Source organism: Cellulomonas sp. B6 (genome assembly GCF_001462455.1).
Classification (GTDB): domain Bacteria; phylum Actinomycetota; class Actinomycetes; order Actinomycetales; family Cellulomonadaceae; genus Cellulomonas.
The window spans coordinates 1-15,403 of record NZ_LNTD01000034.1 but is presented as its reverse complement, the minus strand read 5'-3'; the positions used below and the strand labels follow the sequence as shown (position 1 = coordinate 15,403).

Below are 15,403 nucleotides of genomic sequence, written 5' to 3'. Positions count from 1 at the left end.
CGCCGCGCTCTCGGCCTCCCGATCCCTCGGCGTGGATGCGGACCAGCAGCCGTCGCCGGGCCGAGGCGGGTGCTCGGTGAGGGCGGCGAAGTGGGACGCGGAGTGGCGGGTCGACGCTCCGGGTGGGTCGCCGAGGTCGTGCTCCGCGTGACGTGTGCGGCACGTCTCCTCGGGGCCGTCGCGCGCGCGGTTGTTCCGACAGCGCGCGTACTCCGGTGCTCACGCCCCGGCGTGGTGTCCGTGGGCCTCGAGTGAGCACGGTCGCCGGGCATCGAGCGGGTCGGGCGGCTTTCAGACACGGCGTGAGAGACGTCCACGGTGCGTTGGCCTGCCGCTCGTGCAGCAACCGGCGGAGCAGCCCGCGCGGTGTCCGCGGCGGAGAGGGCGTGGGGGCGCTCGGCGGGAAGAGGAGCGAGGAGTGGCGCAACGCGTACCGGTGAGGTGCGGCGCCAGGTGGGGCCGGTGCCTGCGGTTGGCCACCACATAGCGTCCCCGCGCGTCCCACCGCCGACCCGGCGCGGCGCGCCGAGCACGGGGAGTCCGGGCAGGGGCATGTCGGTGAGCCGATGCTCGGCGACGACCGTCCTGCTCACGCCCGCAGAGAACCTGCGGGCGTGACCGGCACGCGGGCCGTCCTCACCCGTGCAGGTGCGGCGTCGCCGACGGGCAAGCCTTCCCTCCGGGCCTCCGGGCCTCCGCGCGGCGAGGCCGGCCCGGTGTGCAGTCGACAGCTACGGCGCTCCTCGTTCGTCGCCCGTCCCGCGCGGCGAAGTCCACCGAGCCCCGGGACTCGCTCCTGCTCGGCCCGCGCGGCCCGGCTCGGTCGGAGGAGGCGCGGGGTAGCGTAGGTCCGCGACGAACGGACCGTGCCACGGTCGAGTCCTCTGCTCGTTTCACGTGGAACAGGAGCCGCCGGGTGCACGACGAGTCACCAGATCTCGCCTCGACCGAGACCGACCCGTGGGACGGCGACCCCCGGCTCGCCGACTACTTCGACCAGGCATGGCCAGCGGTTCTCGCCTTCCACGACCTCCTGGTCCAGGAGGGCGAGCTGCGTGGCCTGATCGGCCCGCGTGAGCTCACCCGGCTGTGGGAGAGGCACCTGCTGAACTCGGCCGCCGCCGTGAGGTTCCTCCCCGAGACCGGACTGATCGTCGACGTCGGCTCGGGGGCCGGGCTGCCCGGCGTCGTGGTCGCCGCGATGCGACCCCACGCGCAGGTGATGCTGGTGGAGCCCATGGAGCGGCGGGTCAGCTGGTTGAACGACGTCGTGCAGGCGACGGGGCTCACCAACGTCGAGGTCAGGCGTGCCCGTGCCCAGGAGTTGGACGGCGCGGTCGAGGCCGATGCCGTCACGGCTCGCGCGGTCGCTGCTCTCGACAAGCTCTACCGCTGGACCGCACCGCTCGTCCGTGACGGGGGCAGCGTCGTCGCGATGAAGGGCGCGCGCGCCGACGAGGAGCTGATCGTCGCCGCGAAGGCGATGCGCGCCGTCGGCCTGGTCGACGGAAAGGTCCACGAGACGGTGACCATCCCGGGGACGGAGCCGACACGTGTCGTGACGGCTGTGAGGAGGGTGCGCGGTGTTCGGTAGGAAGAAGCGCCGCGAGGAGCGGGCCGCGGCCGCCCGGGCGGCCGCCGACGCCACGCACGTCACCCCGGTCACTCCCGCCGCGGCTCCCGACGCCCCCGCGTCCACGCCGTCGGCGCCGTGGCCCCCCGTGACCACACCGGCGGCCGGGGTGGACCGGCAGGGAGCGACGGCTGAGAGTCCGACCGACCCCGCGGCCGGCCTGCCTGCGGGGGGAGGGGTCTCGGGAGCATCCGCGACCTGGGCCCCGACGGGCGGGCTCGTCGACGGCGACCGCGGGGGGGAGCGTGACTCCGGTGAGGCGGTGGTGCCGACAGACGCCGCGGTACGCGGCGAGGGGACGCCGCGGTGGACCGCGCAGGCGGTGCGGTGGGCGTCGACCGTCGACACGTCGCCGTCGGACGAGACACGGACGTCCGCGCCGTCCGCGCTGGACCAGGGCATCACGCGCGCCACGACAGGCGTACCCGGCACGGCTTTCGGGCTCGGCGCGGCGCCCGAGCGCGGCGACGGCGGCGTGGGTGACGTCGCCAGCGACGACCGCGCCTCGCGTGACGACCACGTGCAGCAGGAGCTCGCGCACGAGGACGTCGCGCCCGGCGGCTCTATTCAGCAGGAGCTCGCACGCGAGGACTCCGGTGACGAGGGGCTCGCGAGCGAGGACTCCGGTGACGAGGGGCTCGCGAGCGAGGACTCCGGTGACGAGAGGCTCGCGAACGACGATGCCGGCGACCAGGGGATCGCGAGCGACGACCCTGCGCCCCAGGAGGTCGCGCTCCGAGCAGGCGCCCGCGGCGACGTCGTGGGCAAGGCAGGACGGGCCGCGGGGAGTCTCGGCGACGCCGGGCCTGACGGTCGCGTGGCGTCGGCCGGCGCCGAGTCGGCGCACGGTCTCGACCCGGTTCTGACGGCTCCGGCGGGGACGGAGCTCGGTGAGGACGAGTCGTCCGTTCCACGTGAAACCGAGACCGTCGTCCTCGACCCCGCCGTTCCACGTGAAACACGAGACGCCTTGAACTCCCCGGTCGGCGCGGTGACGCCGTCCGGCACGGACACCGCCGCCATCACAGACGACCGACCCCGACGCGCGGGACGTCCACAGCCCGTCTCCGTGGCCCAGCTCGGGGCCGTCTACGCGTGGGACACTGGAGCGCCGGAGGATGCGTCCTCGCACGGCGCCGTGGCGTCGGATCGGTCCCAGGACTCGGTACCGGAGCCTGCGCACGTCGACGCCCCGGCGACCGACGACCGTGCGCACGCCGCTCGGCGCGCGGTCGACGCTCCCGGGCACGACCGCCCCACCGAGCCGCGCGCGCTGGAGAAGGTGCGCGAGACGCTCGCCGACACCGCCCTGACCAGCACGAGCACCGCCACCGCGGCGGGCGACGACGAAAGAGGACCCGTGGACGACCAGCAGGACCCCCGGCGCGGCACCCAGGAAGCCCCGGGGGTCACCGATGCCGCATCGGGCGACCCGGACGACGCCCGTCGCGCGGCGCTGGTCGACAGCCTTCCCCGCCCCTCGGCCGACACCCCCCTGCTCGCGGAGCTGCAGCTCGACGCCCGGCGTCGCATCGAGCTGCGGGGTCGCAAGTTCCCGCGACCCCCGCGCACGCGAGTCATCACGGTGGCGAACCAGAAGGGTGGCGTCGGCAAGACCACGACGACCGTGAACCTGGCCGCCGCGCTGGCCCAGGCAGGGCTGCAGGTCCTGGTCCTCGACAACGACCCGCAGGGCAACGCCTCGACGGCGCTCGGCATCGAGCACCGCGCGGGCACACCGTCCATCTACGAGGTGCTGGTCGACGGTGCCCCGATGCACGAGGCGGTGCAGGAGAGCCCGGACGTCCCGGGGCTGTGGTGCCTGCCGGCGACGATCGACCTGTCGGGCGCGGAGATCGAGCTCGTCTCGATGGTGGCACGGGAGACCCGCCTGCGGACGGCGCTCGACACGTACCTCACGTGGCGCACCGCGAACGGGCACGAGCCGATCGACTACGTGTTCGTCGACTGCCCCCCGAGCCTCGGCCTCCTCACCGTGAACGCGTTCGTCGTCGCGCGCGAGGTGCTCATCCCGATCCAGTGCGAGTACTACGCGCTCGAGGGGCTGTCGCAGCTGCTCAAGACGATCGACCTGATCCAGGCCCACCTGAACCCGCGCCTGGCGGTGTCGACGATCCTGCTGACCATGTACGACGCCCGCACGAACCTGGCCCAGCAGGTCGCGCAGGAGGTGCGGACGCACTTCCCGGACCAGACGCTCAGGACGACCGTGCCGCGCTCGGTCCGCATCTCGGAGGCGCCGAGCTACGGGCAGACCGTCATGACGTACGACGGCAGCTCCTCGGGCGCCCTGGCGTACCTCGAGGCGGCACGCGAGCTCGCCGAGCGCGCCGCTCAGGCCACCGCACGTTCCGATGGCGAGGCCGTCGCGGCCGCGCCCGTACAGGAGGACCAGTGAGCGAGAAGCGTCGCGGCCTCGGCCGTGGACTGGGGGCCCTGATCCCGACGGGCCTCGACACGCCGCGGAGCACGGGCGACCGACCGGTCGACGTGTTCTTCCCGGACTCCCGCAAGGACGTCCCGCAGGCGGCCCCGGAGGATCCGTCCGCGGCGCGCGTCGCTGCAGGTGAGGACGCCGTCAGCGGTGCGGACGCCGCCGGGGCCGTCCCGCCCAGCGAGGGGTCGGCCGCCCAGGGCGACGCGTCCCCGACGTCCGCGCCGGGCGACGTCCCGGTCGGGGACGTCGACGGCCTCGTGCCGGTGCCGGGCGCGCGTTTCGCGGAGCTGCCGGTGGCCTCGATCCGGCCGAACCCGCGTCAGCCACGCGTCGTCTTCGACGAGGACGCGCTCGCCGAGCTGGTGGGGTCGATCCAGGAGATCGGCGTCCTGCAGCCCGTCGTGGTGCGTGACGTCGGTGACGGCTACGAGCTGATCATGGGGGAGCGGCGCTGGCGCGCGACCCAGGAGGCCGGCCTGACGACGATCCCGGCGATCGTCCGCGAGACCGAGGACGGCGACCTGCTTCGCGACGCGCTCCTCGAGAACCTGCACCGGGCACAGCTCAACCCGCTCGAGGAGGCCGCGGCGTACCAGCAGCTGCTGGACGACTTCGGGTGCACGCACGAGGAGCTCGCGACCCGCATCCATCGCTCGCGTCCGCAGATCTCGAACACGCTGCGCCTGCTGCGCCTGCCGCCCCTCGTGCAGCGTCGCGTGGCCGCCGGCGTGCTGTCCGCGGGGCACGCCCGGGCGCTCCTGGGGCTCGGGGACGGCGCCGCGATCGAGCGGCTCGCGCAGCGGATCGTCGCGGAGGGGCTGTCGGTGCGCGCGGTCGAGGAGATCGTCGCGCTCGGTGGCGACGAGGCCGCTCCGACCCGGCGCCCGCGCCCGCGCGCCGGCGTGCGCAACGAGGCGCTCGACGAGCTCGCCGCACGTCTGTCGGACCGGTTCGAGACCCGCGTGAAGGTCGATCTGGGCAAGTCCCGGGGCAAGCTCACGGTCGAGTTCGCGTCGGTGCAGGACCTCAACCGGATCCTCAACGCCCTGGCGCCGGACGACCCGGGCATCCTGCGCTCCTGACGGCTCCTGACGGCTCCTCACGACACGCGACGGCTCCTGCACCTGCCCGTGGCCGCCCCGCCGGCCCGGAACGGGCTGGCGACCTCACGTACAGAGGGCCTGAGGGCCTTCGTACACATCGGTGAAACCGCAGGTCAGCGCGCCACGACGGCGTCCACGAGCGACCGGTAGAGCACGCCGAGGTCGTGCCCGGCGGCCTCGGCGGCCTGCGGCAGCAGCGACGTCTCGGTCATGCCGGGGGCGACGTTCACCTCGAGGAACCACGGCACGCCGGCGTCGTCGACCAGGAGGTCGGTGCGCGACACGTCCCGGAGGCCGAGGGCCGTGTGCGCGCGGACCGCGACGTCCGCGACCGCCGCCGCGACGTCCGGGCCGAGCCGGGCCGGTGCGAAGTACTCGGTGCGGCCGGGGTTGTAGCGCGCGTCGTAGTCGTACGGACCGTCGGTGACGACCTCGACCGCGGGCAGGGCCACGGGTCCGGCCCCGGTGTCGACGACGCTCACCGCGACCTCGGTCCCGAGCACCGCGCGCTCCACGAGTGCGGTGTCGGTGTACGAGAAGCACTCCACCATCGCCGCGGGCAGCGCGTCCCGCGTCGTCACGAGCGTGACGCCGAGCGCGGACCCCCCACGCGACGGCTTGACGACCAGCGGCAGCCCCAGACGCGCCACCAGGACGTCGAGCACCTGCGCGGCCCCGAGGTCGCGGAACAGCGACTGGGGGAGCGTCACGTACTCCGGCGTCGCGACGCCGGCGCGCGCCAGGACGGTCTTGGCGACGGGCTTGCTCCACGCGACCCGGCTCGCGCGGGCGTCGGAGCCCAGCACGCGCAGGCCGAGCATCTGCACGACGTCGCGGACGGACCCGTCCTCGCCGCTCGCGCCGTGCAGCAGGGGCCACACGACGTCGGGCCGCAGCTGGCGCAGCGCCGGCACCAGGTCCGGGTCGACGTCGTGCACGCTGACCTGCAGGCCCGTGCCGCGCAGCGCCTCGGCGACGCGACGACCGGAGCGCAGCGACACGTCGCGCTCGTGCGACAGGCCCCCCGCCAGCACGGCCACGGTCGGGGCGGGACGTACCTCGGGCATCTCGATGGCGCCCACGTCAGACGAGGTCCGGACCGGGCGCCTGCACGGAGTCCCGCGGGACGGCGCCGGAGGAGCCGAACAGCTCGACGAGGTCACGCTCGGCGGTGACGACGCCCGCGAGCCGACGCACGCCCTCGCGGATGCGCTCGGGCGTCGGGTAGCAGAACGACAGCCGCATGTGGTCGGCGCCGCGTCCGTCGAAGAAGAACGCCGTGCCCGGCACGTACGCGACGAGCGCCGTGACGGCCCGCGGCAGCATCTCGCGCGCGTCCAGGCCCTCGGGCAGCCGCACCCACGTGTAGAAGCCGCCCTCGGGCACGGTCCACGACGCGCTCGGCATGAGGTCGGCCATGGCGCCGACCATCGTGTCGCGCCGTTCGCGGTACATCTCGCGGTAGTCCTTGATCTGGGAGCGCCAGTCGCACGTCGCCAGGTACGTCGAGACGGTGAGCTGCGACGCGTTCGACGGGGACAGGATCGCGGACTCGCTGGCGAGCACGAGCTTCTCGCGCACGGCGTGCGGCGCGACCACCCAGCCGACCCGGTACCCGGGCGCGAACGTCTTGGAGAACGAGCCGAGGTACAGCACGCCCTCGTCGTCGAGGGAGCGCAGCGCCGGGCGCGGCTCGCCCTCGAAGCCGAGCAGGCCGTACGGGTCGTCCTCGACGACCAGCACGCCGTGCCGGCGCGCGATCTCGAGCACCTGGGGGCGCCGCTCGGTGGCCATCGACACCCCGGCGGGGTTGTGGAAGTTCGGCACGGTGTACAGCAGCTTGACGCGCCGACCGGCGGCGGCGAGCGCCGTGAGCGTCTCGTCGAGCGCCGCGGGCACCAGGCCGTGCTCGTCGATCGGCACGTGCACGACGTCGGCCTGGTAGGCGCGGAACACCCCGAGGGCGCCGACGTACGACGGCGCCTCCGCGACCACGACGTCGCCCGGGTCGACGAACACCCGGGTCACGAGGTCGAGCGCCTGCTGCGAGCCGGTCGTGACGACCACGTCGTCGGGGTGCGCCTCGATGGCCTGCAGGCGCATGACCTCGAGGATCTGCTCGCGCAGCGTCTCGTCGCCCTGGCCCGAGCCGTACTGCAGCGCGACGAGCCCGCGCTCGGCCACGACGCGCGCCGCGATGTCGCTGAGCTGGTCGAGCGGCAGCCGCGCGAGGTAGGGCATGCCGCCGGCGAGCGAGACGACCTCGGGCCGGTTGGCGACGGAGAACAGCGCGCGGATCTCGGAGGCCCGCATGCCGCCCGTGCGCTCGGCGTAGGAGCCGAGCCAGGGGTCGAGACGGGTGCCGGCGGCGGCCGCGGACGTGGGGTGGCCCGACGTCCTGCGGTCGGGCTGGGGCACGGTGGTCATCGACCGAGTGTGGCACGCCGGCCCGGAGGTCCCGGGCACCCGTCCAGCCGGCGACCCGGGCCCCCGGCGGCGGCGGTCAGGCCCCGGAGGCAGCCTCGAGCAGCTCCTCGAAGGACTGCTTGAGCGAGGCCTTCGGCTTGGCGCCGATCACGGCGTGGCTGAGCTCGCCGCCCGCGAAGAACGCGATGTACGGGATCGACTGGATCCTGTAGTCCTCGCGCAGCCCGGGGTTCGCGTCGGTGTCGACCTTGACGACCTTGACGCGGCCCGCGTACTCCTCCGACAGCTCGTCGAGCACCGGGGACACCATGCGGCACGGGCCGCACCAGGTCGCCCAGAAGTCGACGACCACGGGCAGGTCGCTGCGCAGCACCTCCTGCTCGAAGGTGAGGTCGGTGACGTCGGTCGTGCTCACCGCGCGACCTCGTCCTCGGGCACGAGCGCCGAGCCCGGCACCATCGGGTCCGCGACGGGCGTGAGGCCCGCGAGGTAGTGCTGCGCGTCGAGCGCGGCGGCGCAGCCCGAGCCCGCGGCCGTGATGGCCTGGCGGTACGTGTGGTCGACGACGTCGCCGCACGCGAACACGCCGGTGAGGTTGGTGCGCGTGGAGCGCCCCTCGACCTGCACGTAGCCGTTCTCGTCGAGCTCGACCTGGCCGAGCAGCAGGTCCGTGCGCGGCACGTGGCCGATCGCGACGAACAGGCCGCCGGCGCCGACCTCGCGCTCCTCGCCGGTCACGGTGTCGCGCAGCGTCACGCCGGTGACCTTCTCGTCGCCGTGGATCGCGGCGACCTCGGAGTTCCACGCGAACGAGATCTTCGGGTCGGCGAACGCGCGGTCGGCCATGATCTTCGACGCCCGCAGCTCGTCGCGGCGGTGCACCATCGTCACGCTCTTGCCGAAACGCGTGAGGAACGTCGCCTCCTCGACCGCGGAGTCCCCGCCGCCGACGACCAGGATGTCCTGGTCGCGGAAGAAGAACCCGTCGCACGTCGCGCACCACGACACGCCCCGCCCGGAGAGCCGCTTCTCGTCGGGCAGGCCCAGCTCGCGGTACGCGGAGCCGGTCGCGAGGATGACGGCGCGCGCGCGGAACACGTCGCCGCTGCCGGTCGTGACGACCTTGACGTCGCCGGTGAGGTCGAGCGACGTCGCGTCGTCCCACAGCACCTCGGCACCGAACTTCTCGGCCTGCTTCTGCATCGAGTCCATGAGCTCGGGGCCCTGGATCCCGTCGGGGAAGCCGGGGAAGTTCTCGACCTCGGTCGTGTTCATCAGGGCGCCGCCCGCCGTGACGGAGCCGGCGACGACCACGGGCGCGAGACCCGCGCGGGCCGCGTAGATCGCGGCCGTGTACCCGGCCGGGCCGGACCCCACGATGACGAGGTCGCGCACGTCGGAGGTGGGCTGGGCGGTTTCGGTCACGGGGTGCCTCGCTGTGTGGGTCGGCGTCGCGGGCGGTGCGACGGGGCCGCTGGGCGGCCCTGGTGGCGGCTCGTGCAACCGATCGTAGGGCGCGCTTGTTCCCGTCGTCCGGTGCGTCCGCCGCGGGCGGGACCCGTGAGCGGCGGCGCGTCAGCTGACGGCGATCTCGGTGATCTCGAGCCGGAACTGGCCGGCCGCGTTGGTGGGCAGCTCCGTGAACCACAGCACGAGCGAGCCCGTGCGGACCGGCGCGGCGAACGTCAGGTCGGTGGTGGGCCCGAGCGTCCCGGACGCGAGGACGTCGCCCTGCGTCGGGGCGTCACCCGTCGTCGACCGGACCTCGACGCCGCCGCCGGTGCCGTTCACGCCGAGGGTCACGCCGCTCACGGTCGTCTCCTCGGCGAGGCGGACCTCGATGCCGATGCCCTCCTTCAGACCGCCGAAGTCGGGGCGGTTGTACGTGTAGGAGAACCAGAACGTCGACGGATCGCCGTCGATCGCGCGCTCGGTGTTCTCGACGCGCTCACCCTCGGGGTTGGTCGGGTCGAGCGTGCGGATGCCGGCGATCGCGGGCGGCGGGCCGTCCTGCGGCTCCGCCGCGGCGGGCTCCTCGCCCTGGCCGTCGCCGCCGTCCTCGCCCGTGGCGGGCGTCTCGCCGCCGGGCGTGGGCGTGGCCTCGGTCTGCGTGCCGGTGCCGGCCTGCGTCCCGCCCGGCGACACGAACAGCGCGCGCGCCGCGACGACCAGGCCGACGAGCACCGCGACGCCGACGACGACGAGCACGAGCGCCGTGGGGTCGAAGCGACGACGCGGCTCGTCGTCCTCCTCCACGAAGGCGAACGGGTCCTCCGTGAAGCCCAGGTCCGCGTCCCAGCCACCGGGGCGCGGGTCGGGCTCGTGCCGCACGGGCGGCAGCGACGCGGGCAGCACCGGGGTGGCGTCCGACGCCGGCGCGGGGGCGGCCCGTTCGGTGCGTGCCGGGGGGATGGCGCTCGAGCGCGCCGGCACGGCCGGCGGTGGGGTGCCGGGCCGCGGCGTGCCCTGCGGCAGGTCGTCGAAGGCCGAGCGCACGGACTGCCGCGCGACGCGCACGGGCTGCTCCGGGGCGGGTGCCGCGTCGACGTCGGCGGCCGCGGCTGCGACGGCGCCGCCCGGGCCGGCACCCGCGTCGTCCGCGGTGCTGCCGATGCGGATCTCGCCCCACGGCTCGAGCTCGTGCACGAGGTCGCCCGGGCTGTGCGGGCCGTCCTCGTGCGGGCCGAGCGTCACCGAGCACAGGGTGTCGAGGTCGTTGGGGACGCCCCCGGCCAGCTCGGCGGGGGGCACGGGCGCGCCGTCGAGCACGGGTGCGGCCTGCACACCGGGGGCGGTGGGGCCGTCGTCGTCCGCGGGCCACCGGCCGGTCAGGCCCGTGTAGAGCAGCCGCACGAGGTCGACGGCGTCGCGGCGGCTCGTCTCGCGCGCGTCCGCGGGCGTCAGGCCCAGCAGGGCCGCGTCGATCGCGAGGCCCGAGACCACGACCCGCCCGTCGGCCGAGACGTGCACGACGGAGGGACGCAGCGCGAGGTGGTGCACGCCGCGACGCCGCGCGACCTCGAGCGCGGCGGCCGCCTCGCCGACGACCGCACGCGCCTGGTCGGGCGTCAGCGGGCCCCGCTCGACCAGCTGCGCGAGCGACACGCCGGTGATCTGCTCGGACACGACGTACCCGACGCCCTCGTGCGTGCCGACGTCGAGCACCCGGACGAGACGCGCGTCGGTCACGAGCGCCGCGCGCCGCGCGGCGTCGAGGGCCGGGGCGACGGCGCCGGAGCGCAGCACCCGCACCCGCACGGGCCGGTCGAGGATCTGGTCGGTGGCCTGCCACACCGAGACGTCCTCGAGGTCGGACGGGAGCGGCTCGACCACCCGGTACCGCCCGGCGAGCACCGTGCCCGGTCCGACCTGCTCCGTCACCGTGCCACCTCCGAGACGTACGTCGGCAGGACGCGCGGCGGCACGTCCCGTGAGCATGCTAGACGGCCTGCGCTCAGCGCCGCCCCCGCAGGCGGCGCACCAGCGGCCCCGCGAGCTGGTCGAGCTCGCGCACGCGCAGCAGCCGCAGACCGCCCACGTACACGAGCACCATGAGCGTGCCGACGACCCCGCACTGCAGCACCGCGCCGACGAGCCCCGCGGGGCCGACCACCTGGACGACCAGCAGCGTGCCCACGCCGACAGCGGCCGCGGCGAGCGCCGCGAGACCCGCGCGTGCGTGCGTGCGCAGCACGTGGGCGCCGTCCACGTCACCGCCGAGACGTCGGCGCAGTGCCCGCATCGCCATGAGCGTCCCGAGCAGGTACGACGCGCTCATCGACAGGCCCGCGCCGGCCACCCACACGCTGTGGGGGAGCACGGCCTGCCCGAGCAGCGTCCCGGCGACGACGACGACCGCCATCGCGGCCTGCACGGGCACCATGCCCTTGGCGTCCTCGTACGCGTAGTACACGCGCTGGCACATCGACCACGCGCCGAACGCCGGCAGCCCGACGGCCATCGCGACGACGACGCCTGCGACGGCGCTCACGGCCGCCTCCGAGGACGAGACGAGGATGAGCCGCACGACGGGCCGCGCGAGGACCGTCAGCCCGGCACCCGCGATCAGGGTGAACAGCCCGACGACCCGCAGGCCCGTCGAGAGGTCCGCGCGCACGCCCGCGACGTCGCCGTCGTGCGCGCGCGCCGACAGCCGCGTGAACAGGGCCGTCGCGAGCGACACCGTGACCAGCGAGTGCGGCAGCATGAACAGCATGAAGGCGTAGTCGTAGGCCGCGTTGCCGGCGATGTCGGACGTCGCGACGCAGGTCGCGCCGGGCGCCGCCGACGCGACGCGCGAGACCACGACGTAGCCGAGCTGGCCGATGGCCAGGCCGATGAACGTCCAGGTCGCGACCTTGCCGGCACGGCCGAGGCCCGAGCCCCGCAGCCCCCAGCGCCACCGGTAGCCGACGCCCGCGCGGCGCAGGGCCGGCACGAGCACCAGCGCCTGCGCGACGACGCCGAGGGTCGCCGACCCGGCGAACAGCGCGATCTGCGGCGTGCCCCAGGTGACGTCGGCCGACGCCCCGCCGAACACCGCCATGAAGACCCCGAACCCGGCGATCGACACGAGGTTGTTCACGACCGGCGCCCACATGTACGGCCCGAACGAGCCGCGCGCGTTGAGCACCTGGCCCAGCAGGGCGTAGACCCCGTAGAAGAACAGCTGGGGGATGCACCAGTAGGCGAAGGTCGTCGCGAGCGCGAGCTGCGTGGTGCTGCACGGGTCCGCGTAGAGCCGCACCAGCAGCGGCGCGGCGAGCGTGAGGAGCACCGACACGCCCGCCAGCAGCGCGAACCCGAACGACAGCAGGCGGTCGACGTACTCCTGCCCCGCGTCGCGCTTGTAGGCGCGCACGACCTGCGGCACGAGCACCGCGTTGAGGACGCCGCCCGCGAGCAGCATGTACAGCACGTTCGGCAGCTTGTTGGCGACCGAGAACGCGTCGGCCGCCTGACCCGTCGCGCCGATCGCAGCCGCGAGGACCATGGCCCGCAGGAACCCCAGCAGCCGGGACACGGCGGTCCCGCTCGCCATCAGCGCCGCCCCGCGCCGGAGGCCGCCCCCGGGGGACTCGTCGGGGACGTCGCCCGGGTCGCCGGGCGTCGCGGGGTCGCGCGGCGGGGGGGTCGCCGTCACTGCTCCTCCTCGGGTGCGCCGCCGAGCACGGGCAGCGGGCGGGTGCCCTCGTCGCCCTCGACGCGCCGCGCCCCTCGGCGTGCGCTCTGGCCGCGCCGGACGGTCCGCACGACGCCGAGCACGAACCCGACGGCGAGCAGCGCCCCGACGACGAGCGTGCCGATCGACTCGACGGTCGGCGCGGCCCGCACGACGAACGTCACGGGTGCGGCGAGCGGTGTGCCGTCGGCGCTGGTGAGCACCGCCTCGACGACGACCTCGCAGTTGGCGATGGCGCGCACCGCGACGGGCACGACCCCGTCGCTCCCCGCGTGGACAACGACGACGTCGCTCGGCTGCACGTCGAGGCACGCCTTGCGGGGGGTGGCCTGCACGCGGACCGACGCCGACACGGGGAGGTCGTTGCGGACCGAGAACCGCACCACGCTGTCGACGTCGATGAAGTTCTGGGTGCTCGCGGGCGCGAGGGTCAGCCCCGTCCGGCGGGCGTCCATGTCGGCCACCGCGGCGTCCACGAGCCGCTGGCGCCCCGCGGGGTCGGACCGCCAGGCCGTGGCCAGCGGGGCGAGGACCTCGGCGTCCACGCCCTGCAGGACCGTCGCGGGGTCGTCGGTCACGCCCGCGAACGCCACGGTCGCGTCGCGCGCGTCGGTGAGCCGCTCGACCTGCTCGGGCTCGAGCGCGTCGGGCGTCTCGGTCCGCGCGGGCAGCGGTGCGCGCGGCTGCGCGTCGTCCGTCGCGCCGAGCAGCGCGGTGAGGGGTGCGGAGCGGGACCATGGCGCGCCCTGCACCGCGGCCAGCACGGCGTCGAGCAGCCCCACGTCGGGGGTCGCGTCCCGCGGCAGCGCCACCAGCACGTGCTGGGGCCCGTCGGTGGACGCCCGGGCCAGCACGGACAGCTCGGCCAGCACGCGCTGGACCACGGTGGCCCGGGTCGCCGCGGGGTCGAGGGACGTCGGGTCCGTCAGCAGCGTCGTGAGGGTCGCGTCGGGCACGAGGCCCGTGACCGTGCCGCCGTCGGTCTGCAGGACGGTGCGCGCGCCGGTCGCGTCGCTGTCGGTCGCGAGGTCCCGGGGCGACAGGACGAGCGTCGACGCGCCGACCGCGGCCGCGAGGTCGACCGTGGCCCGGTCGGTGGTCGGCCCGGGCGCCCACAGCACGTCGGTCCGTGCGGCGAACGGGCTGCCGGCGGCGACGTCGGACGCGGCCGCGGCCGCCGCCGTGGTCCGCGCGGTGGTCAGCAGGTCCTGCGCGTCGGCGTGCGCGAGCGCCGCGAGGTCCGGGTCGGACCAGGGCAGCGCGACGACGTCGCGTCCGACGCTCGCGGCGACGAGGGCCTCCGCCCACGCGCCGGCGGGCCCGTCCTCCTCGCGGGCGTCGGCCACCAGGGCCGGGTCGACCGCGAGCGCGACGTCGGGGTGGCGCCGTGCGAGGTCGAGCACGGCGGCGAGGCGCCCGCCGGTGCGGACGAGCTCGCCGAGCTCCGGACCGGGCGGGGACACGTCGGAGTCGGTGGGCGTCGGGGCCGGTCCGACCACGGGGGCGAGGACCGACACGCGTGCCTGCGTGACGTCGCCCTCGGTCGCCCACAGCGCGAACGTGCGCTGCAGGCCGAGGCGCGCGTTGCGTGCGCCGGTCGCCTCGACGGCGAGGCCGCGCGCGCCCCACGTGTCGGGGCGGTCCAGCAGCCCGACGTCCGCGGCGGCGACCTGCGCCTCGACGTCCGCGGACGCGCCCGGTGCGAGGGGCTCGTCGAGCGCGACCGTCGCCACGGTCGTGCCGATGCGGGCGCGGGTGTCCGTGGTGGCGGGTTCGAGCCAGGCGTCGAGCTCGGCGCGTGTGCCGGGGCGGATCCGCTCGAGGCGCACGCGGGCACGGACGCCCGAGATCTCCTCGTCGGTGGTGTTGGTCAGCCGTGCCCGCACCACGAGGTCGTCGCCGGGCCGCAGCACCGTGGGGGTGATCTGCGTGACCTGGACGCGGACGGGGTCGTCACCGGCGTCCGGGGTCGCGGCGCCGCTCGGGGTCGCGGTTCCGCTCGGTGACGGCGAGACGCCCGCCGCGGCCGGTGACACGAGCGTGAGCAGCACCAGCAGGGCGGCGAGCAGCGTGGGGGCGGCTCGACGGGCTGCGCTCATCCGTCGGTGAGGACGCTCAGCGCCATGCCGGCGAGCCGCCGCTCGTTCGGGTAGGCGAGCCGGCCGGGCAGGTCGACGACGCGCACCCACTCGACGTCCTCGGCCTCGCTGTCGGGGTCGTTCTCCACGGTCAGGTCGCCGTGCAGCGCGCCGAGCAGGAAGTGGTGCACGACCTTGTGCACGCGGTGCTCGTCGCCCGAGAACCAGTAGTCGATGACCCCGAGGCGCCGCAGCACGCGTCCGGTGATCCCCGTCTCCTCGGCGATCTCGCGGACCGCCGCCTCCTCGGGCGTCTCGTCGCCCTCGAGGTGACCCTTGGGCAGGCACCACTCGAGCCGGCCGGCGCGGTTGCGGCGCGCGATCACGGCGGCGGCGTAGTGCTCACCGAGCCGCGTGACGACGAGCCCGCCCGCCGACGTCTCGTCGACGACCGGCAGCGTCGCGGGGGGCTGCCGGGGCGCCGTCCGGGCCGGGTCGATCCGCAGCGCGTGGCCACCGGGC

At 75.3% G+C, this 15,403-nt stretch carries 11 protein-coding genes; 3 read left to right on the top strand and 8 right to left on the bottom strand.

The window, feature by feature from the left end; genetic code table 11:
• Window positions 1–916: 916 nt before the first annotated feature.
• From rsmG to ATM99_RS02180, 3 genes are all read left to right on the top strand, one after another.
• Entirely contained in the window at window positions 917–1,594 is a 678-nt protein-coding gene (rsmG, locus tag ATM99_RS02190) for a 16S rRNA (guanine(527)-N(7))-methyltransferase RsmG (protein ID WP_062101316.1), read from the top strand.
• A 1,495-nt stretch (window positions 1,595–3,089) separates the two neighbouring features.
• Window positions 3,090–4,052: a ParA family protein gene (locus ATM99_RS02185; RefSeq protein ID WP_062101318.1), complete on the top strand. Its 963-nt coding sequence runs from the start codon at window positions 3,090–3,092 to the stop codon at window positions 4,050–4,052.
• The gene (locus ATM99_RS02180; protein ID WP_062101315.1) at window positions 4,049–5,173 is read left to right on the top strand and encodes a ParB/RepB/Spo0J family partition protein; all 1,125 of its coding nucleotides are present in this window, start codon (window positions 4,049–4,051) and stop codon (window positions 5,171–5,173) included. The genes ATM99_RS02185 and ATM99_RS02180 overlap by 4 nt, the downstream gene beginning before the upstream one ends.
• Before the next feature lie 134 nt (window positions 5,174–5,307).
• On the opposite strand, the gene ATM99_RS02175 is transcribed toward ATM99_RS02180, so the two are convergent.
• The 8 genes from ATM99_RS02175 to ATM99_RS02140 all read right to left on the bottom strand — a co-directional run.
• Window positions 5,308–6,261 (bottom strand): D-alanine--D-alanine ligase, encoded by a 954-nt coding sequence (locus tag ATM99_RS02175; RefSeq protein ID WP_062101317.1) that lies wholly within the window; start codon window positions 6,259–6,261, stop codon window positions 5,308–5,310.
• A gap of 16 nt (window positions 6,262–6,277) precedes the next feature.
• Window positions 6,278–7,621 carry a PLP-dependent aminotransferase family protein gene (locus tag ATM99_RS02170; RefSeq protein WP_062101314.1) on the bottom strand — a complete coding sequence of 448 codons (1,344 nt, stop codon included), beginning with the start codon at window positions 7,619–7,621 and terminating at the stop codon, window positions 6,278–6,280.
• 76 nt (window positions 7,622–7,697) lie between these two features.
• Window positions 7,698–8,036, bottom strand: a complete 339-nt coding sequence (gene trxA / locus ATM99_RS02165; protein WP_062101313.1) for a thioredoxin — start codon at window positions 8,034–8,036, stop codon at window positions 7,698–7,700.
• On the bottom strand, window positions 8,033–9,046 hold the full coding sequence (gene trxB, locus ATM99_RS02160) for a thioredoxin-disulfide reductase (protein WP_062101312.1): 1,014 nt from the start codon (window positions 9,044–9,046) through the stop codon (window positions 8,033–8,035). The genes trxA and trxB overlap by 4 nt, the downstream gene beginning before the upstream one ends.
• Before the next feature lie 150 nt (window positions 9,047–9,196).
• Window positions 9,197–11,002: a protein kinase family protein gene (locus tag ATM99_RS02155; RefSeq protein WP_062101311.1), complete on the bottom strand. Its 1,806-nt coding sequence runs from the start codon at window positions 11,000–11,002 to the stop codon at window positions 9,197–9,199.
• Between the two features lie 73 nt (window positions 11,003–11,075).
• Window positions 11,076–12,764 carry a murein biosynthesis integral membrane protein MurJ gene (gene murJ, locus ATM99_RS02150; RefSeq protein ID WP_062101310.1) on the bottom strand — a complete coding sequence of 563 codons (1,689 nt, stop codon included), beginning with the start codon at window positions 12,762–12,764 and terminating at the stop codon, window positions 11,076–11,078.
• Window positions 12,761–14,902, bottom strand: a complete 2,142-nt coding sequence (locus ATM99_RS19160) for a DUF6049 family protein (protein ID WP_062101309.1) — start codon at window positions 14,900–14,902, stop codon at window positions 12,761–12,763. Before ATM99_RS19160 ends, murJ begins: the two co-directional genes overlap by 4 nt.
• Window positions 14,899–15,403, bottom strand: a 505-nt coding sequence (locus ATM99_RS02140) for an NUDIX hydrolase (protein ID WP_062101308.1), incomplete at its 5' end; no start/stop codon positions are given. The genes ATM99_RS19160 and ATM99_RS02140, both read right to left, overlap by 4 nt.